General features: G+C 57.4%; 22 protein-coding genes. 11 read left to right on the top strand and 11 right to left on the bottom strand.

The features are described 5' to 3' along the window. Positions 1-14 precede the first annotated feature (14 nt). Positions 15-707 (bottom strand): response regulator, encoded by a 693-nt coding sequence (locus KW829_RS12650; protein WP_218308481.1) that lies wholly within the window; start codon positions 705-707, stop codon positions 15-17. Next, positions 697-2334, bottom strand: a complete 1638-nt coding sequence (locus tag KW829_RS12655; protein ID WP_010435519.1) for a sensor histidine kinase — start codon at positions 2332-2334, stop codon at positions 697-699. The genes KW829_RS12650 and KW829_RS12655 overlap by 11 nt, the downstream gene beginning before the upstream one ends. A gap of 345 nt (positions 2335-2679) precedes the next feature. Here KW829_RS12655 and KW829_RS12660 point away from each other — a divergent pair, with 345 nt between their 5' ends. Genes KW829_RS12660 through citG form a run of 8 tightly spaced genes read left to right on the top strand, consistent with a single transcriptional unit; the run spans position 2680 to position 9988 of the window. Further along, on the top strand, positions 2680-4041 hold the full coding sequence (locus tag KW829_RS12660; protein WP_023333366.1) for a 2-hydroxycarboxylate transporter family protein: 1362 nt from the start codon (positions 2680-2682) through the stop codon (positions 4039-4041). Positions 4042-4058: 17 nt separating this feature from the next. Beyond that, complete coding sequence (locus KW829_RS12665) at positions 4059-4922, top strand: fumarylacetoacetate hydrolase family protein (protein ID WP_120158650.1); 864 nt, start codon at positions 4059-4061, stop codon at positions 4920-4922. A 10-nt stretch (positions 4923-4932) separates the two neighbouring features. After that, positions 4933-5955, top strand: a complete 1023-nt coding sequence (gene citC / locus KW829_RS12670) for a [citrate (pro-3S)-lyase] ligase (RefSeq protein ID WP_218308345.1) — start codon at positions 4933-4935, stop codon at positions 5953-5955. Between the two features lie 16 nt (positions 5956-5971). Further along, on the top strand, positions 5972-6265 hold the full coding sequence (gene citD, locus KW829_RS12675) for a citrate lyase acyl carrier protein (RefSeq protein ID WP_008499773.1): 294 nt from the start codon (positions 5972-5974) through the stop codon (positions 6263-6265). Then, positions 6262-7137, top strand: coding sequence for a citrate (pro-3S)-lyase subunit beta (gene citE / locus KW829_RS12680; RefSeq protein WP_010435505.1), 876 nt, complete (start codon positions 6262-6264; stop codon positions 7135-7137). The genes citD and citE overlap by 4 nt, the downstream gene beginning before the upstream one ends. A gap of 10 nt (positions 7138-7147) precedes the next feature. Beyond that, complete coding sequence (gene citF, locus KW829_RS12685; RefSeq protein ID WP_218308482.1) at positions 7148-8665, top strand: citrate lyase subunit alpha; 1518 nt, start codon at positions 7148-7150, stop codon at positions 8663-8665. A 2-nt stretch (positions 8666-8667) separates the two neighbouring features. Further along, positions 8668-9207: a citrate lyase holo-[acyl-carrier protein] synthase gene (gene citX, locus KW829_RS12690; protein WP_218308346.1), complete on the top strand. Its 540-nt coding sequence runs from the start codon at positions 8668-8670 to the stop codon at positions 9205-9207. Then, positions 9185-9988 carry a triphosphoribosyl-dephospho-CoA synthase CitG gene (gene citG / locus KW829_RS12695; RefSeq protein ID WP_218308347.1) on the top strand — a complete coding sequence of 268 codons (804 nt, stop codon included), beginning with the start codon at positions 9185-9187 and terminating at the stop codon, positions 9986-9988. Before citX ends, citG begins: the two co-directional genes overlap by 23 nt. 79 nt (positions 9989-10067) lie before the next feature. Here the strand turns inward: citG and KW829_RS12700 are convergent, their stop codons facing one another. The 4 genes from KW829_RS12700 to mutY form a co-directional block, all read right to left on the bottom strand. Continuing rightward, a complete protein-coding gene (locus KW829_RS12700) occupies positions 10068-11324 on the bottom strand; it encodes a nucleoside permease (protein ID WP_089599962.1) in 1257 nt (418 codons plus the stop codon). Between the two features lie 225 nt (positions 11325-11549). Then, the gene (gene mltC, locus KW829_RS12705; RefSeq protein ID WP_089599963.1) at positions 11550-12626 is read right to left on the bottom strand and encodes a membrane-bound lytic murein transglycosylase MltC; all 1077 of its coding nucleotides are present in this window, start codon (positions 12624-12626) and stop codon (positions 11550-11552) included. 124 nt (positions 12627-12750) lie between these two features. Next, positions 12751-13023, bottom strand: coding sequence for an oxidative damage protection protein (locus KW829_RS12710; RefSeq protein WP_023309138.1), 273 nt, complete (start codon positions 13021-13023; stop codon positions 12751-12753). Positions 13024-13049: 26 nt separating this feature from the next. Further along, positions 13050-14102, bottom strand: a complete 1053-nt coding sequence (mutY, locus tag KW829_RS12715) for an A/G-specific adenine glycosylase (protein WP_010435488.1) — start codon at positions 14100-14102, stop codon at positions 13050-13052. Positions 14103-14246: 144 nt separating this feature from the next. Between mutY and trmB the strand changes: the two genes are divergently transcribed. From trmB to KW829_RS12730, 3 genes are read left to right on the top strand one after another with little or no spacing between them, the layout of a single operon-like run. Next, the gene (gene trmB, locus KW829_RS12720) at positions 14247-14966 is read left to right on the top strand and encodes a tRNA (guanosine(46)-N7)-methyltransferase TrmB (RefSeq protein ID WP_218308348.1); all 720 of its coding nucleotides are present in this window, start codon (positions 14247-14249) and stop codon (positions 14964-14966) included. Continuing rightward, entirely contained in the window at positions 14966-15292 is a 327-nt protein-coding gene (locus tag KW829_RS12725; protein ID WP_010435485.1) for a YggL family protein, read from the top strand. The genes trmB and KW829_RS12725 overlap by 1 nt, the downstream gene beginning before the upstream one ends. Positions 15293-15349: 57 nt before the next feature. After that, entirely contained in the window at positions 15350-16066 is a 717-nt protein-coding gene (locus tag KW829_RS12730) for a DUF2884 domain-containing protein (RefSeq protein WP_042714747.1), read from the top strand. Positions 16067-16147: 81 nt separating this feature from the next. Here the strand turns inward: KW829_RS12730 and KW829_RS12735 are convergent, their stop codons facing one another. The 5 genes from KW829_RS12735 to KW829_RS12755 all read right to left on the bottom strand — a co-directional run bounded on the left by KW829_RS12735 (position 16148) and on the right by KW829_RS12755 (position 19141). Next, entirely contained in the window at positions 16148-16486 is a 339-nt protein-coding gene (locus tag KW829_RS12735) for an endonuclease domain-containing protein (RefSeq protein ID WP_218308349.1), read from the bottom strand. A 63-nt stretch (positions 16487-16549) separates the two neighbouring features. Continuing rightward, complete coding sequence (gene hemW, locus KW829_RS12740) at positions 16550-17692, bottom strand: radical SAM family heme chaperone HemW (RefSeq protein ID WP_010435478.1); 1143 nt, start codon at positions 17690-17692, stop codon at positions 16550-16552. Then, positions 17685-18278: an XTP/dITP diphosphatase gene (locus KW829_RS12745; RefSeq protein ID WP_010435473.1), complete on the bottom strand. Its 594-nt coding sequence runs from the start codon at positions 18276-18278 to the stop codon at positions 17685-17687. The genes hemW and KW829_RS12745 overlap by 8 nt, the downstream gene beginning before the upstream one ends. A 3-nt stretch (positions 18279-18281) precedes the next feature. Beyond that, complete coding sequence (gene yggU / locus KW829_RS12750) at positions 18282-18578, bottom strand: DUF167 family protein YggU (protein WP_120158660.1); 297 nt, start codon at positions 18576-18578, stop codon at positions 18282-18284. Then, entirely contained in the window at positions 18575-19141 is a 567-nt protein-coding gene (locus KW829_RS12755) for a YggT family protein (protein WP_010435467.1), read from the bottom strand. The genes yggU and KW829_RS12755 overlap by 4 nt, the downstream gene beginning before the upstream one ends. Between the last annotated feature and the right edge of the window lie 5 nt (positions 19142-19146).

Genomic DNA, 19146 nt, shown 5'->3' on the forward strand with positions numbered 1-19146 from the left:
CGGGGTGAGGGGAGTTAAGCTGCACTACGTTTATACATCCTCCTAGGATGCCCAATCTTCCCGTACAGCATCTCCACGCTGAGAAACCCCGCTTCCACGCAGTGTTCCAGATAGCGCCGGGTGGTGGTTTTACTCAAACCCGTTTCGCTCACCACTTCATCCACGGAAAAGCAGTGCGTTGCTTTGGCGTTAAAAAGTGTTTGTACCAGCGCCAGCGTATTCTCTTCAATGCCTTTACTGCCGTTGTCCTGACGGTAATTTTTTGCCTGCAATTGATAGAGGGAATCCACGTTCTGCTGGTCGACAATCTTCCAGACCCGCTGCTGCTCGGCAAACTGCACAAAGCGCTCCAGCGACTGGCTGAGCCGCTTCCAGGACACCGGTTTGAGGATGTAGTCAAACGCGCCGTTGCGGATGGCCTGGCTGCAGGTGTCCATGTCACTGGCGGCAGTGATGAAAATCACTGAGCAGTTGGCGCGGGCCAGCATTGGGTTACTGATAAGCGTGATGCCCTTGCCGTCCGGCAGGTAGTTATCCAGCAACATCAGCTGAGGCTGCTTGCTCTCAAGCTGCGTCTGCGCGTCAGCCAGTGAAGAGGCAATCCCGACCAGCCTCAAACGCGGATGTTTACCGATCAGCTCCGCATGCAATTGCGCCAGTTCGTTCTCGTCTTCAACAATCAGTACGTCGATAAGTTCATGTTGCATAATCATTATCTTCCAGTTCTTGTGCGGGACGCCGGGCAGCTCCCGTGGCGGGAATAAACAGTGAGAAAATGGCACCGCGCGGCGTGTTATCCGCAACTTCGATGGCGCCGCCCGCCTGCGTGACGTAGCTTTCAATCAGATACAGGCCAATACCGTGATCGCCGCGCGTTTTGGTGGTAATGCCGCGTTCAAATATTTGTTCACGGATCTCCGGTTTGATGCCAATACCCTGGTCGGCGACTTCGATGATGAGTTCCTGCTCGCTCAGTTTTATCAGCACTTCAACCGGCGCATGCGGAAGCGGTGCGCGCTGCGTCGCTTCAATCGCGTTATCCAGCAAGTTCCCGATAATCGAGATGAGTTCCGATTCAAGTAGCGGCAGAAAGGATTTATCCATCCGGCAGGCGGGATCGAAACTCAGCTCCACGCCTTTCTCCCGCGCACGCGCGGCTTTGCCTAACAGCAGGCCGCAGAGCGTCGGGGAGCTAAAGCGCGACGAGATAAAGTCCAGCAGCTCCTGCGCGTGCTCTGACTGCGCCTGAATATAGCCAATCGCCTCTTCATAGCGGCCCATGTGCAGCAGGCCGGAAAGGGTGGTCATCCGGTTGAGCTGCTCGTGGCGCATGATGCGCAGGTTATCAACGTAGCGTTTAACCTGGCTGAGCTGGGCGCTGAGCGTGTCGATCTCATTGCGATCGCGGAAGGTGATCACCCAGCCCTGCAGCGAGTTTTCCAGCATGATCCTTACCCGGCTGGCAATGACCGTAAGATCGTTAAAGCGGCAGATTTCATCATGGGTGTCTTTCGCCAGCATGGTATGCGTATTGAAGAATGGAACAGGATCGATCACCTGGCTAATCAGTTGTCCGCGCAGCTCGCGGGCGGGCTGGCTTAAGCCTAATAACTTGCGTGCCGCCTGGTTGATCACTTCGATGCGCAGATCGTCATCGATAGCAATGACCCCTTCATAGATGGATTCCATCATCGCCTTCTGCTGGCGTACCAGCAGGCCAATTTCGCGTGGCTCCAGCGAGAAGATCTGCTTCTTAATACTGCGGGTGAAAAACCAGGAGAAGATAAACAGGGCGATCAGCAGCAGCACGGCGGCAATCAGAATGTTAACCACTTTATTGACGGTAATGGTATCCAGATAGCTGGTGAGATAGCCCACCGAGACAATCCCCACGACGTGCCCCGCATCGTTAAAAATCGGCGCTTTACTGCGAAGTGAAATACCTAAGCCGCCCTTGCGGATAGTAGTCGTGCTTTTACCCTGCAGAACCTCGTCGTTATCGCCGCCGACCAGCGTTTTTCCCACGCGGTCAGCAAACACCGAGTGAAACAGATGCAGCCCTTTATTATCGCCAATCACAATAAAACTGGCGTCGCTGTGGGCCGCTATTTTCTGCATAAAGTCGCTGATGCCGTTGATATCTTTCTGTTCGACTTCTTTTCGCAAAGTAGGAATAAGCGCAATTTCTTCGGCCTGTATTTTTGCACGTGCACTCATTTCCTGATAAAGCTGTCTTCCAACGTCGACGTAATAATATCCACCCAGTAGCGCAAACAGTACCGAGAAAAAAGCGACCAGCGAAATAAACAGCTTGATCTGAAATGACACTTTCATAACTATTACGCCGGGTATCAACAAGGCAGGCTAATATATCATCTTTTCTCGTGGTGACGCCTGCTTTGCAGAAAACTTGTGATCCCTTGCACAGCAGCACCTGTAAAAGATTTATCCGATACGCCAGGCGTCTTAAGGCTAAATTAATAAATGTTATTTATTTGTTCATTTAAGAAAAGAAACCATAAAAACCACGGAAATAAATAAGGTGTAAATCACATTAAATAAAAGAAACCATTAAAACCATAGCTGCCATTAAAACTTCGCTTTTAATATGCCATTCCTCACATAAAGTAAGCCTTTGTGACTCTAAGCTGAACGCACAAAATAACCAAGGGGCTTATTATGAGCACAACTGACGATTCTTTCTCTGTTACCCACGACCCGATTGAAATTCAGCGACCTTCGCTCAAAGAGCGCTGGTGGCATATTATGGATACCTGGAAAATCGGGATTATTCCTCTGCCGCTGTTCGTTCTGGCGGGCGCGCTGATTGCCATTGATTGCCTGGGGGGGAAACTGCCGAGCGATATCGTGGTGATGGTTGCCACGCTGGCCTTCTTCGGCTTTGCCTGCGGCGAGTTTGGCAAACGCCTGCCGATTGTCGGCAAGCTGGGCGCGGCGGCGATTTGCGCCACCTTTATCCCTTCCGCGCTGGTCTATTACGGCCTGCTGCCGGACGTGGTGGTTGAGTCCACCACCAAGTTCTACAAATCCACCAACATTCTCTATCTCTATATCTGCTGCATTATCGTCGGCAGCATCATGAGCATGAACCGCACGGTGCTGATTCAGGGCTTCCTGCGCATCTTCTTCCCGATGCTGTGCGGCGAAATCGTCGGCATGCTGGTTGGGATGGGCGTTGGCCTGGCGCTGGGTCTGGAGCCGTTCCAGATCTTCTTCTTTATCATTCTGCCGATTATGGCGGGCGGCGTCGGGGAAGGGGCTATTCCGCTTTCCATCGGCTATGCCACCCTGCTGCACATGGACCAGGGCGTGGCGCTCGGCCGTGTGTTGCCGATGGTGATGCTCGGCGGTCTGACGGCAATCATTATCTCCGGCTGCCTGAACCAGCTCGGTAAACGCTACCCGCACCTGACCGGTGAAGGCCAGCTGATGCCGAACCGCGCGAATGCCGATGCTACTGTCTCTCAGCCTGCGTTTTCCGGCAAAGCGGACGTCACCACTATCGCCTCCGGCGCGCTGCTGGCGGTGCTGCTCTATATGCTGGGCATGCTGGGACACAAGCTGATTGGTCTGCCTGCCCCAGTCGGCATGCTGTTTATGGCGGTGCTGGTGAAGCTCTGCAACGGTGCCTCTCCGCGCCTGCTGGAAGGCTCGCAGGTGGTGTACAAATTCTTCCAGACCTCCGTGACCTACCCCATCCTCTTTGCCGTCGGCGTGGCCATCACCCCGTGGCATGAACTGGTGGCGGCGTTCACCGTCAGCAACCTGCTGGTGATCGTCAGCACCGTTTCCGCACTGGTGGCGACCGGCTTCTTCGTCGGCAAAAAGATTGGCATGCACCCGATTGATGTCGCCATCGTCTCCTGCTGCCAGAGCGGCCAGGGCGGTACCGGCGACGTGGCAATCCTGACCGCAGGCAACCGCATGAGCCTGATGCCGTTCGCCCAGATTGCTACCCGTATCGGCGGGGCGATTAACGTCTCCATCTCACTGCTGATTCTGGGCAACTTCCTCGTTTAAGTTTTCAGGAAAGAACAATGAAACTCGCAAGCTTTTTATACCAGGGAAAACGCAGCTACGGCATCGTCCAGGCCGACGGCGTGATTGATTTAGGCCGCCGTCTCGGCGACCGCTACGGCGACCTCAAGGCGCTGCTACAGGGCAACGGGCTGGCGCAGGCCACCCGTTTCCTGAACGACGCCGTGGACGTGCCGCTGAGCGCCATCACCTTCTTACCGGTGATCGTGCAGCCGGAAAAAATCCTCTGCGTGGGCATGAACTACGCCGACAAGCGCAAGGAGTTTGACCAGCATAACCCGGCCCCGACGCTGTTTGTCCGCTTCCCGGATTCACAGACCGGCCACAACGAGCCGGTGCTGAAGCCGCGCCACTCCAGCGAATTTGACTATGAAGGCGAGCTGGCGGTGATCATCGGCAAAGGCGGGGAGAACATCAGCCGCGACGACGCCCTGCGCCACGTGGCGGGCTACAGCTGCTACATGGACGGCTCCGCCCGCGACTGGCAGCACACCTGGTTTACCGCCGGTAAAAACTGGCGTCAGACCGGCGCGTTTGGCCCGTGGATGGCGACAGCGGACGAAATCCCGGATCCGCATCAGCTGGCAATCCGCACCTGGCTGAACGGCCGCATGGTGCAGGAAGACAACACCAGCAGCATGATCCACAAGGTTGCGGAGCTGATCGAGTACATCAGCACCTTTACCCGCCTCAGTCCGGGCGACGTGATCATCACCGGATCCCCAGGCGGGGTGGGTAAAAAGCGTAACCCGCCGCTGTTTATGAAAGAGGGCGATCGCATTGAGGTGGAGATCGAGCATATCGGTCACCTGAGCAACGTGATTATGGAAGCGCCGGCCGTTGGGCTTGCGGCGGCACACTGAGTAAGGCGGCATGAACAGTCAACCCATCGATTTTCGCCACACCCTCGTGGCGAAGCATCCGGAACGCTTAAGCCAGATCCGTTACCTGCTGGCAGACAGCGGCCTTGGCCTGGACAACGACATCACGCTGTTTGTCGAAGCCTGGTCCGGCTCGCAGCTGGTGGGTTGCGCAGGGCTTGCTGCCAACGTCATCAAATGCGTGGCGGTCAACGAGCAGCTTCGCGGCGAGAACCTCAGCGCGCGGCTGCTGGCAGAGGTGGAAAATGCGGCGCTGGAGCGCGGCCATTTTCACCTCTTCCTCTGCACCCGTCCGTGCAACCGGGAGCGCTTTGCCCGCAGCGGCTTCTGGCCGATTGCCCAGAGCGGAAACAACGCGGTGCTGATGGAGAACACCCCGCAGGGGATTGAACGCTACTGCCGTTCCCTGCGCGCGAAGCGCAAGTGCGGGGAGAACATTGGCGCGATAGTGATGAACGCCAATCCGTTCACCCTCGGCCACCGCCATCTGGTGGAACAGGCGGCGACGCGGTGCGATGCCCTGCATCTGTTCGTGGTGCGTGAAGACGCCTCGTTCTTCCCGTTCAACGCGCGTCTCGAGATGGTGCGCGCGGGCGTGGCGCATCTGCCGAACGTGGTGGTGCATGAAGGCTCGCAGTACATCATCTCCCGCGCCACCTTCCCGGCCTATTTCCTGAAGGAGACCGGCAAAGTGCAGCAGGCGTGGAGCGAAATCGACGTGCTGATCTTCCGGGACTTTATTGCCCCGGCGCTGGGCATCACGCACCGCTTCATCGGCTCGGAGCCCTTTTGCGACATCACCCGTCAGTACAACCAGACGCTGCATGACCTGCTGGCCTCGCATATCGACGTGGTGGAAATGCCGCGCATCAAGGCCACCGGCAACGCCATTTCGGCCTCGGAAGTGCGCCGCTTACTGAAGACACAGCAGTTTTCCCGGATCCGGGAGATTGTCCCGGACTCCACCTTCGCGCATCTCGAAACGCATTACCGTGCGAGTGCCGAAGTCGCTTAACTACCAGGAATTTATCATGAAAATTGTAAGGGAGGCGCTGGCCGGAACGCAGGAGTCCAGCGACCTGATGGTGAAAATCGCTCCCGCTCACGGCGAGCTGGAGATTGTCATCCACAGTGAAGTGATTAAGCAGTTTGGCGAGCAGATCCGCCAGGTGGTCAACGACACATTGCGCGCCATGAACGTGCACCAGGGATTAATCATTATTGAAGACAAAGGGGCGCTGGACTGTGTGATCCGCGCCCGCCTGCAGAGCGCATTGATGCGTGCCGCCGATGAACAGGCCATCAACTGGGGGGCGCTAAAATGAGCAAACTCCGCCGCAGCATGCTGTTCCTGCCGGGCGCCAACGCCGCCATGCTATCCACCGCCTTTATCTACCGTCCTGACTCCATCATGTTCGACCTTGAGGACGCCGTCGCCCTGCGCGAGAAAGACACCGCGCGCATGCTGGTGTTCCACGCGCTGCAGCACCCGATGTATCAGGATATCGAAACCGTGGTGCGCATTAACCCGCTCAGTACGCCGTTTGGCCTGCTGGATCTGGAAGCCGCCGTGCGGGCGGGCGTGGACGTGATCCGCCTGCCAAAAACCGACACCCCGGACGATATCTACGAGCTGGAAGGTCATCTCGAGCGTATCGAGCAGGCGTGCGGCCGCAAGGTCGGCTCCACCCGCGTGATGGCGGCGATTGAATCGGCCATTGGCGTCATCAACGCTGTGGCGATTGCCCGCAGCTCTCCGCGCCTCATCGGGATTGCGCTGGCCGCCTTTGACTACGTGATGGACATGCAGACCGAGCGCGGCGACGGCACCGAGCTGTTCTACGCCCGCTGTGCCGTGCTGCACGCCGCCCGCGCGGCGGGCATCGACGCATTCGACGTGGTGTGGTCAGACGTTAACGACGAGGCCGGATTCCTGCGCGAGGTCGATCTGATCCGCAAGATGGGCTTCAACGGCAAATCGCTGATTAACCCGCGCCAGATTGACCTGCTGCACAACGCCTACGCCCCGACTCAGGAAGAGGTGGATCACGCCAAAAGGGTGATTGAGGCGGCAGAAGAGGGCGAGCGTAACGGCCTGGGCGTAGTGTCGCTCAACGGCAAAATGGTGGATGCACCGATTATTAACCACGCGCAGGTGGTGCTGGAGCGCGCGGCGGCCTCCGGCGTGCGTCGGTAAGGATGAGATGATGAATCAGACAGAACTTCTTCACGTGAATTTTCCCCATCTGCGGGACCTGAAGCCCTTTGATACCGCCCACAGCGCCACGCCGTGGCTGGCGGACAGCGACGCGAAACACAGCCGCAAGCTCTGCGCCTCTGTTGAAGAGGCGGTGATGCGAAGCGGCCTGCAGGACGGGATGACCATCTCCTTCCACCATGCGTTTCGCGAAGGCGACCGGGTGATCAACACCGTCGTGGCGCTGCTGGCGCGGATGGGCTTCAAAAACCTGACGCTGGCCTCCAGTTCGCTGATGACTTGCAACGACGCGCTGATCGAACATATCGAAAGCGGCGTTATCACCCGGATTTACACCTCGGGGATGCGCGGCAGGTTGGCAGACGCCATCTCCCACGGGTTGATGGATGAGCCGGTGCAAATTCACTCCCACGGCGGGCGCGTGAAGCTGCTCCAGGACGGCGAGTTGAATATCGACGTGGCGTTTCTCGGCGTGCCGTGCAGCGATGAGTTTGGCAACGCCAACGGGACGCACGGCAAATCCTGCTGCGGCTCGCTGGGCTACGCCATGGTGGACGCGCACTTTGCCCGCAAGGTGGTGCTGCTGACCGAAGAACTGGTGCCGTTCCCCAATATGCCCGCCAGCCTGGTGCAGGACCAGGTGGACTACATCGTGCAGGTTGAGAGCGTGGGCGACCCGGCGAAAATCAGCGTCGGCGCGGCGCGCGTCACCAGCAACCCGCGCGAGCTGATGATTGCCCGCTATGCGGCGGACGTGATTGAACACTCCGGCTACTTCAAACCGGGCTTTTCGATGCAGACCGGCTCCGGCGCGGCGGCGACCGCCTGCACGCGCTTTATGGAAGAGAAGATGGAGCGCAGCGGCGTGAAGGCGCGCTTTGCGCTCGGCGGCATCACCGGCAGCCTGGTGGATTTGCACGAGAAGGGGCTTATCGAAAAGCTGCTCGACACCCAGTGCTTTGACGGCCAGGCGGCGGCTTCATTGGCGAGCAACCCGAACCACGTGGAGATCTCCACTAATGTCTACGCCAACCCCGGCAGCAAGGCGGCAAGCTGCGACCAGCTCGACGTGGTGATCCTCAGCGCGCTGGAAATCGACGTCGATTTCAACGTCAACGTGATCACCGGCTCCGATGGGGTAATGCGCGGCGCGTCCGGTGGACACTGCGACGTGGCCGCTGCGGCGAACCTGACCATTGTGGTCGCGCCGCTACTGCGTAGCCGTATTCCGACGGTCGTGAAGCGCGTCACCACGCGCCTCACGCCGGGCGAAAGCATTGACGTGCTGGTCACCGACCACGGCATTGCGGTCAATCCGGCGCGCCCGGAGATCCGCGAGCGGCTGCTGAAAGCCGGGCTTAATGTTGTGGATATCAGCGCGCTTTACGAGCGGGCGATTTCCCTGACAGGCGTACCGAAACCGATTGAATTTACCGACAAAATTGTCGGGGTGATCCGCTACCGCGACGGCAGCGTGATCGACACCGTACGACAGGTGAAGGAGTAAGTATGATTTCAGCGACACCCGTGTGGGCGGGTGTCAGCCTGGACGAACTGCTGGCGGCGAAAGATCGCCGCGCAGCGCGCCAGGCTGACATGCTTGAGCACTATCAACAACCGGTGATTTCCCTCACGCTGGTTACGCCTGGGGAGATCAAGGACAGCCTGCGCTATCGCAACTGCATGGGCGTGGCGCTGCAGATGTGCGACCAGCTGCTGTGGGAGAACCGCTGGCAGGTGCTGGACCGCCAGGTGCTGTGGCTCCCGACAGGGCCAGAAGCCGTGTGGTGCGTGGCCCATCCTGCGGTGGAAATCAAAGCGCACTGTGCGGAGCTGGAGCAGACGCACCCGCTCGGCAGGCTGTGGGATCTGGACGTGATCTGCCCGCAGCACGGCCACGTCGGACGTCAGTCGCTGGGGGCGAATCTCAGATGCTGCCTGATCTGCGACGAGCCCGCTCACGCCTGTTCCCGCTCGCGAAAGCATCCCGTTGAGCAGGTGGTTTCCCGCGTGGAGAAGACGATCGATGACTGGTTTGCTCGCGACTAAACCGCGCCCGGTTGACGTGCCCGCGCTTGCCGAAGCGGCGCTGTGGCAGGAGCTGGAGTTGACGCCCAAGCCGGGGCTGGTGGACAAGCTCAATAACGGTTCCCATCGCGATATGGACCACGCGCTGTTCGTCCGCAGCATTGCGGCGATTACGCCGTGGTTTTCGCGCTTTGCCGAGCTGGGTAGTGCGCATGCAGATAAACCCGCTGACGCACAGCTTCGGATTATCCGCCCGATGGGGATGGCCTGCGAGCAGGCGATGTACGCTGCAACGAACGGAGTGAACACCCACAAGGGCGGGATTTTTGCCCTGGGTTTACTGTGCTTCGCCGCCGGGCGTGTGAAAAATACCTCCGCAGACAGCCTCTGTTGTGAGGTGAGTAACATCTGCAGCGGGCTGGTATCGCGTGAGCTGGCCGCACGCAGCGGACAGGCGACGGCGGGCGAGCGGCAGTTTCAGCAGTACGGATTTACCGGCGCGCGCGGCGAGGCGGAGAGCGGCTTCGCGACGGTGCGTAAGGCTTTGGATTCGTGGAACGGACAGTCGCTTCATGGCCTGCTGTTGCGCCTGATGGCGGTTAATCAGGACAGCAATCTGGTGTCGCGCGGCGGCATGGAAGGGTTGCGCTACGTTCAGGGCTACGCGCGGGAATTACTGGCTAACGGCTGGGATCGCGAGGCGTTGCTTAGAATGGATAAGGCATTGATTGAACGCAATCTGAGCCCGGGCGGCAGTGCGGATTTGCTGTCGGTGGGGTGGGTGCTCTCTGCAATAAAATAGCCGGGTGGCGGCTTCGCCTTACCCGGCCTACGGTCTGGTTTTGTAGGCCCGGTAAGCGCAGCGCCACCGGGCACAACAATCAATGCGCGATCGGCTGCGCACCGTGTGGTTCACGCACGTGCTTGTACTTGAACAGCGCGATAAACGCGAAGAACAGCACCAGCGAGTACGCGGCGAAGATCAGCCACACGGGCTGCCAGTCGGTGATGCCGTTGGTGGTGTACATCTCAACCACTTTACCGCTCACCACGCCACCCAGAATACAGCCGAAGCCGTTGGTCATCATCAGGAACATGCCCTGCGCGCTGGCGCGGATTTCAGGCTTCACCTCTTTTTCCACAAACACCGAACCGGAGATGTTGAAGAAGTCGAAGGCGCAGCCGTAAACGATCATCGACAGCACCAGCAGCACGGTACCGAACGCGCTTGGGTCACCGTAGGCGAACAGGCCGAAGCGCAGCATCCATGCAGCGATACTGATCAGCATCACGTTTTTGATGCCGTAGCGGCTCAGGAAGAACGGGATGGTCAGGATGAACAGCGTCTCAGAGATCTGAGAGATGGACATCATCACCGACGCGTGCTCGACGATAAAGCTTCCGGCAAACAGCGGGTTGTTATCGAAGCTGTGCAGGAAGGTGTTGCCGAACATGTTAGTGATCTGCAGCTCTGCGCCCAGCAGCATGGAGAAGATAAAGAAGATCGCCATGCGTCTGTTTTTAAACAGCGCGAACGCGTCCAGGCCGAGCATAGCGCTCCAGCTCTGGTTTTTCTGCTGGTTTGATACCGGAATGTGCGGCAGCGTCAGGGTAAACACGGCCAGCACCACGGAGAGCACCGCGCCGATATAGAGCTGCATATGGCTCAGCTCAAAGCCCGCGAAGCTCACGCCCCACATCGCCATGATAAAGCCGATGGTGCCCCAGATACGGATTGGCGGGAAGTCGGTCACGATATCCATGCCCGCAGACTTGATGCGGTGGTAGGAGATGGTGTTGATCAGGCCAAGCGTTGGCATATAGGCCAGCGAGTTAAGCAGGATCACCATGAACATCGCCCCCGGCGTGGTCACTTCGGCCGCCATAAACAGCGTCCCCGCACCAACCAGATGGCAAAGCATGTACAGCCATTTCGCACTTAACCATTTATCCGCCACGATACCGAGCAGCGTTGGCATGAAGACAGCCGCGATACCCAGCGAACTGTATACGGCACCGATAGACGCACCGTCGAACTTGAGCGTCACAAACATATAGGAGCCGAGTGTGGTCAGCCAGCTACCCCACAGGCAGAACTGCAGAAACGACAAAATTTTAAGCTGCAGCTTAAGGTTCATGTTACTTTCCTCACAAGTGAGCGGGAGATATGTTGTTTTGGGAACATTCAGGGTTGTTATTTGATGCAATTCTATCAGTTGGCAACGATATGTTTTGTTACCTCCCGCAAAAAAATGCAATCCACATTAATTTGCAGTTTGGATTGTGATGCAAATAACATTTTCGTATGGGTGTTCAAGTTCCCTCTCCCTTTTGGGGAGAGGGTTAGGGTGAGGGGTAGTTTTCTAGCGGCGGCGATAATTCTTCTGCGCCGTATTCACCTTATACAGATAGCGGCGGGATTCCGCAGACGGGTGGCGGGTGGTGAGGGTTGAGTAGACATCCCCCGGCGCCATGCTGTTGATGATGTTCGCGGCCTGCACCTTATCGCTGGAGAAGACGCGCAGCACGCTGCCCGCACCGCCATTATAGGCCGTGATCACCGCATAGCGGCGCGACGTTGGGTTATCAATTCCGCCCAGGTACACATTATTCAGCATCGCCAGATAGGCGGTGCCGGTATCGATGTTGCTCTGCGGGTCGAACAGATAGCTGCGGCTCGGCGTGCCGGATTTACCCTGCGAGCGGAACACGTCTTTACCGGCGCTGTGCTGCACAACCTGCATCAGCCCCAGCGCGTCGGAGCGGCTTACCGCGTACGGGTTGAATGAAGATTCGGTCTGCATAATCGCCAGGATCAGCGACTCATCCACGCCGTACTTACGTGACGCCTGACGCACCATCCCAATGTACTTATGCGCACGCTTGTCGAGGTGGTTCGGCACCAGGTTGATGGTGATGCTGTAGATGATCTTCAGGCCGTTCGAGCGGCTTTTCAGGCGCGTTTGCAGCAGATAATCCGCGAAGTTCGTGGCGCGGCCTTCCCAGCGGATCGGCTGACCGGTTTGATCGACGACCTGGCCGTACAGGAACGGCTCTTTGGAAATGGTAATGTCGTCTGCGTCGGAGTAGAGATCGATAGAGCCCGGATCGTCACCCATCAGCAGGGTTTTGATAATCGCCTGACGCAGGCGCGCAGCAGGTTCGGTGCCTGCGATGGTTTCAACCGTGATCGTACCGTCATCAAAGTTGATGTGGCTTCGGGTCTGATAGGCGTCGGTGTACTTAACGTAGTCCTTAGGTCCGGCGATAAGAACTTCGTTAAATCCCCATATGTTTTCGATGTTGTGGGCAAACTGCCCCATCAAAATGTCAAAACCGTTGGTGTCCTTAACCCAGGCTTCGTTGTAATCATCGCCTTTTTTGGAAGAACAAGAGACAAGCAACGGCGCAACAAGAGCTAGCGCTAAAAGTTTTTTCATCATTCCGGGAGTGCGTGTTGTGTTTGCTTAGTCGTTGCTTTCGCCGGGTGGCGCTTTGCTTACCCGGCCTACAAAACCGTAGGCCCGTGCAAGCGAAGCGCCGCCGGGCACCAGCAGCGCGATATTATTTTTCCGGTGGCGTATAGCCTTCGATGTGCACGTCTTTACCTTCGAACAGGAAGCTCACCATCTCCTGCTCCAGCAGCTTCCGGTGTTCCGGGTTCATCATGCTGAGTTTTTTCTCGTTGATCAGCATGGTCTGCTTTTTCTGCCACTGTCCCCAGGCTTCTTTGGAGATTTCATTGTAGATGCGTTTACCCAGGTCGCCCGGATAAAGCTGGAAGTCCTGGCCTTCAGCGTCACGCTGCAGGAAAGTACAAAAAATCGTTCTGGCCATACTCATTCCTCTTTTTCTTGCCGATGCTAAACCATTGCACCGGCACGTAATTGTTGTAACAGGCGCTCCACGGGAGCCGCCAGCCCGACTGAAGGCGGTTGCGCTAAGTTATACCAGAGAGCGGTGCCTTCATCCATGCACGAGGTGAATGAGGACACGGGAAGCCACATGGGCACAATATCCAGATGGAAATGGCTGAAGGTGTGGCGAAACGCCGTCTGCTGCGTCAGGTTATCGGCGGCTATTCCGCGCTGTTTAAGCCATTCACGCAGCAAATCTTCATTTTCAAACTGTGGGAAGCAGTATAGACCGCCCCACAGACCGCTCGGCGGACGCTGGGCAAGGAACACCTCATCGCCGTGTTGCATCAGCAGCATATAGCCGGTGCGCTCCGGCAGCGTCTGTTTGGGTTTCTTACCGGGATACTGCGCCCACGAATGGTTGGCATACGCCACGCAGAGATTATTCACCGGGCAGAGTTCGCATTTTGGTTTTGAGCGCGTGCAGACCATCGCGCCCAGATCCATCATCGCCTGGTTAAAACGCTCCACCCCTTTCGCCGGGGTGACCGCTTCGCTGATCTCCCAAAGGCGTTTTTCTACGTCTTTCTTACCCGGCCAGCCGTCGACGGCATAGCAGCGTGCCAGCACGCGCTTCACGTTGCCGTCGAGGATCGGGAAATGCTTGCCTAATGAAAGGGAAAGAATCGCGCCTGCGGTGGAGCGCCCGACGCCGGGGAGATCGGCCACCTCGTCAAAGGTTTCCGGGAATTTACCGTTATGGCGCGTCGCGACTTGCTGCGCGGCCTTGTGAAGATTACGCGCGCGGGCGTAATAGCCCAGGCCTGTCCACAGGTGCAGCACTTCGTCTAATGGCGCGTTTGCCAGATCGGTGACCGTCGGGAAGCGCGCCATAAAACGCTCGAAGTAAGGAATGACCGTGGCGACCTGTGTTTGTTGCAACATCACCTCGGAGAGCCATACTTTGTAAGGCGTTTTTTCAATTTGCCAGGGCAGGGTCTTACGCCCGTATTTGTCGTACCAGTCCAGCACCTGGGCTGAAAATTGAGAGGCTTGCATGGTCATCGATTCACATAATCAGGGACGCAGATTGCAGCACAGCGTCAATCTGCTGTAAACCGGATCTTTCCCATGCTTGCATAGAAGCCTTAACTTTGGATAATGCCCGTTTCCCGAACACTCTCACAAGCAGACAACTCTTTTATGAAAAACGACGTCATTTCACCGGAATTTGATGAAAACGGTCGCCCGCTGCGCCGTATTCGCAGCTTTGTCCGCCGTCAGGGCCGCCTGACAAAAGGGCAGCAACACGCGCTGGACAACTACTGGCCGGTGATGGGCGTTGAGTTCACTGAACAGCCTGTCGACTTCGCCGACCTGTTTGGCCGAGAAGCGCCTGTGACGCTGGAGATCGGTTTTGGTATGGGCACCTCGCTGGTGACCATGGCGAAAGCGCGACCGGAGCAGAACTTCCTCGGTATCGAAGTGCACTCGCCGGGCGTCGGTGCATGCCTGGCAACGGCCCACGAAGAGGGCGTTGAGAACCTGCGCGTCATGTGTCACGACGCGGTGGAAGTGCTGCACAAAATGATTCCTGACAATTCTTTGAACATGGTTCAGCTGTTTTTCCCTGACCCGTGGCACAAAGCACGTCATAATAAACGCCGTATCGTTCAGGCACCGTTTGCCGAGCTGCTGAAAAGTAAGTTAAAACTGGGCGGCGTCTTCCACATGGCGACCGACTGGGAACCTTATGCGGAACATATGCTGGAAGTGATGTCCTCGCTGGACGGCTATAAAAACCAGTCTGAAAGCAACAACTATGTACCGCGCCCGGATTCACGTCCGGTGACAAAATTTGAACAGCGTGGCCATCGTCTTGGCCACGGTGTATGGGACTTAATGTTCGAGAGGGTGAAATAATGGCAAAGAATCGTAGCCGTCGTCTGCGTAAAAAGATGCACATCGAAGAATTCCAGGAAGTGGGCTTCTCTGTTGCCTGGCGTTTCCCGGAAGGTACCAGCGTTGAGCAGATCGATCAGGACGTTGACGCGTTCATCAATGATGTGATCGAGCCAAACAAGCTGGCCTTCGACGGTAGCGGCTATCTGGCGTGGGAAGGTCTGATCTGCACCCAGGAAGTCGGTAAATGCACCGAAGAACATCAGGCGCTGGTACGCAAATGGCTTGAGGACCACAAACTGGAAGATGTCCGCATCAGCGAACTTTTCGACGTTTGGTGGGACTAATAAAGCAAGTACAGGGCCAGCATTAGCTGGCCCATTTTGTCTGAGGGAGTGTTAAAGATGCGCAAAACGTTGCTGGCGGTTGCTTTACTGGCAATCGGATCCACCGCCCATGCGGAGTATAAATGTAGCGTCACCCCGCGTGACGATGTGGTGTTAAACCCGCAAACCGTGCAGGTCAAAGGCGAGAACGGCAATCTGGTGATTACGCCGGATGGTAACGTGACGTTTAACGGCAAACCGCAAAACCTGACTGCCGCCCAGCGCGAGCAGGCGAAGGATTACCAGGCCGAACTGCGTACCGCACTGCCGTGGATTAACGACGGCGCGCTGACGCGCGTTGAGAAAAGCCGCGTGGCGCTGGATAAGATCATCACCAAAGAGGTGGGTGAGAGCAGCAATATGCGCACCCGTCTGACCAAGCTGGACAAGCAGCTTAAAGAACAGATGAACCGGATTATCGAGAATCGTACAGATGGTCTGACGTTCCACTACAAGGCGATTGATCAGGTCCGTGCTGACGGGCAGCAGCTGGTGAATCAGGCGATGGGCGGCATCCTGCAGGACAGCATCAACGAGATGGGGGCGAAAGCCGTGCTGAAAGGCGGCGGTAACCCGCTGCAGGGCGTGCTGGGTAGCCTTGGCGGCTTGCAGACCTCGATTCAGAACGAGTGGAAAAACCAGGAAGATGATTTCCAGCAGTTTGGCAAAGACGTGTGTAAACGCGTGGTGTCGCTAGAAGATAGCCGGAAGGCGCTGGTAGGGACGCTGAAGTAAGATTTGTGCGCGCTGGGCCCTCACCCCAGCCCTCTCCCCAGGGGAGAGGGAGTTAGAGTTCCCTCTCCCTGTGGGAGAGGGTTAGGGTGAGGGCATCAGGCATTGCAGTCGTTGAAGAATGATATTTAACACTTCATCTTCGTTAGCGCGAAATTCATTATTCCAGAACCGTACGACTTCCCATCCGTTCGTATTCAAAAACGCGGTACGACGTGAATCATAGTTCTCCTCATCCTGATGTTGCCCCCCGTCCAGCTCAACGATCAGTTTCGCCTTAAAGCAGGCAAAATCGACGATATACGTGCCAATCGGCATCTGGCGGCGAAACTTATACCCATAGAAGCGACGGCCTCTGAGCAAATACCAGAGGCGTATTTCTTCGGGCATCATTTGTTTGCGGAGTTGTTTTGATTTGTCCATCCCCACACTCTGCCAGCCTTTCCCTCAGCCGGCAGAACGGGATGCAAAATCCTGAATCAGCCTTCAGGAATCTTCGGTGAGGAACAGCTCAAGAAGGGAGTTTAAGAACAATTTGCCGTGCTCGGTGATCTGCCAGAACGCATCACACTCGGTCAGATACCCCTGCGCCAGCGCCTCGTCGATCTGCGGGCGAATCACCGATTCCGGCAGCCCGGTGTACAGCGCAAACTCCGCGCGCGGCGCGGCTTCCAGCAGACGGAAGCGGTTCATGAAGAACTCAAACGGCTTATCCGCCGCCTCGACGTCGTGCTGACGCTCCAGATAGCGGCCTTCCATATATCCACGCGGGTGTCGGGTCTTAGCGGTGCGCAGTATGCGCCCGTCCGGGAAGGTCACCTTGCCGTGCGCGCCGCAGCCAATCCCCAGATAGTCGCCAAAGCGCCAGTAGTTCAGATTGTGCTGACACTGATAGCCCGGCTTCGCGTAGGCGGAGGTTTCATACTGCTGATAACCCGCAGCGGTCAGAAGCCTGTGGCCCTGCTCGAAGATATCCCACAGCGCGTCGTCATCCGGCAGCACCGGCGGGCGCGAGCCAAACAGGGTGTTTGGCTCGATGGTGAGCTGATACCACGACAGGTGCGGCGGGTTCAGTTCGATCGCCTGGCGCAGGTCGTCCAGCGCCTCTTCCAGCGACTGATCCGGCAGGCCGTGCATTAAATCCAGGTTAAAGCTGCGAAGATTAAGCCCGGTCGCCAGGTTCGCCGCGCGCTTCGCCTCTTCCGGGCCGTGAATGCGGCCCAGACGTTTCAGTTTCGGCTCGCTAAAGCTCTGCACGCCGATGGAGATGCGGTTCACCCCCGCACGCTGATAGTCGACAAAACGGTCGGCCTCAACGGTGCCGGGGTTGGCTTCCATCGTAATTTCAGCATCCGCTGCCAGGTTCAGACGCGCGCGTACGCCGTCCAGCAGCGTTTGCATTGCCGGGCCTGAAAGCAGGCTCGGCGTACCGCCACCAATGAAAATGGTCTTAACTTCACGTCCCTGTGCGTAAGCGACATCGGCGTCCAGGTCGGCCAGCAGATGCGCAACGTAGTCATCATGCGGCACTTCACCCTTCAGCGCGTGCGAGTTGAAATCGCAGTACGGGCATTTCTGCACGCACCACGGGATGTGAATATAAAGACTCAGTGGTGGCAAATTAGCCATTGCGTAACGCTTCCAGTAACAGTTTCAGTGCGCGTCCACGGTGGGAAATCGCGCTTTTCTCTTCGCGGGTCAGTTCCGCGGCGGTTTTGCCCTCGGTCGGGACAAAGAAGATCGGATCGTAGCCAAAGCCGCCGTTGCCCGCTGCTTCACGGGTAATCACGCCCGGCCAGCTGCCGTGGCAGACGATAGGCGTCGGGTCTTCCGCATGACGCATATAAACCAGAACGCAGTGGAACTGCGCGGTGCGCTGTTCGTCCGGTACGTCTTTCAGGGCGACAAGCAGCTTTTCCAGATTTTGCTGGTCGGTGGCGTCCACGCCGGAATAGCGTGCAGAGTAAATCCCCGGCGCGCCGCCCAGGAAGTCCACGGCCAGGCCGGAGTCATCGGCAATCGCGGGCAGGCCAGTGACCTGTGCGGCGTGGCGCGCTTTCAGGATCGCGTTTTCGATAAACGTCAGGCCCGTCTCTTCGGCGGACTCGACGCCAAGCTCGGTCTGGGCGACCACGTCCAGCCCAAAATCATTTAATAGCGAGGCCAGCTCGCGCACTTTACCGGCGTTACCGGTCGCGAGAACAACTTTCTGCATGGTTTAGTCCTGTTCTGTCAGAGCCGCGACTTCCGTCGGGATTGCTTGCGGATTGAGGATTTTTACCTGTTTATGCCGCCCAAGTTCACCTTTTTCAATGATGACCTGGCTTTTGGCGACGCGAAACTGTTTTGCCAGATATTTGGTCAGATGCGCGTTCGCCTGGCCGTCAACCGGCGGGGCGGTGATGGCGACTTTCAACTCGTCGCCATGCAGCCCAACAATACTGTCACGGCTGGCTTTCGGCTGAATATACAGCCGCAAAACCAGCCCGTCAGCGCAGGTGCTTACGGCACTCATAGCGCCATCCACAGCCCCGGCAGCAGCATGTTGCCCGTGGACTGTAACAGCTCGGCGATACCCATGTTGACCACATACAGCAGCAGTACCAGGATCATCGGCGAGAAATCAATACCGCCCATCGAAGGCAGCAGGTTGCGAATAGGGCGCAGCAGCGGTTCGGCCAGTTGGATGAGCGCATATTCAACCGGACTCCGGCCCTGGCTTACCCAGCTCATTATCGCCATCACCAGCAGCACCCAGAAGATCAGCAACCCGACGGTTTTGACCAGAATCAGGACCGCAGCAATCCAGATAATCGGCTGGAAGGTGATGACCATAAACAGCACGATCGCTTTGATAACGCTCAGAATAAACGCCACCAGCAGAGACGAACTGTCGATGGGACCCATCGCCGGAATAATACGGCGCAGCGGCCCGACAACAGGTTGCGTGATTTTCACGACAAACTGGGAAAACGGATTGTAAAAATCACAGCGGGCCCACTGCATCCAGACGCGCAGTAAAAGCGCCATCGTATACAGCTCAAGCACCGTTGAGAGCAGGAAAGTCAACGTCTTCATGGCGT

Origin of the sequence: Enterobacter sp. ENT02, from assembly GCF_019219165.1 — a bacterium.
GTDB classification, from domain to species: Bacteria; Pseudomonadota; Gammaproteobacteria; order Enterobacterales; family Enterobacteriaceae; genus Enterobacter; species Enterobacter mori.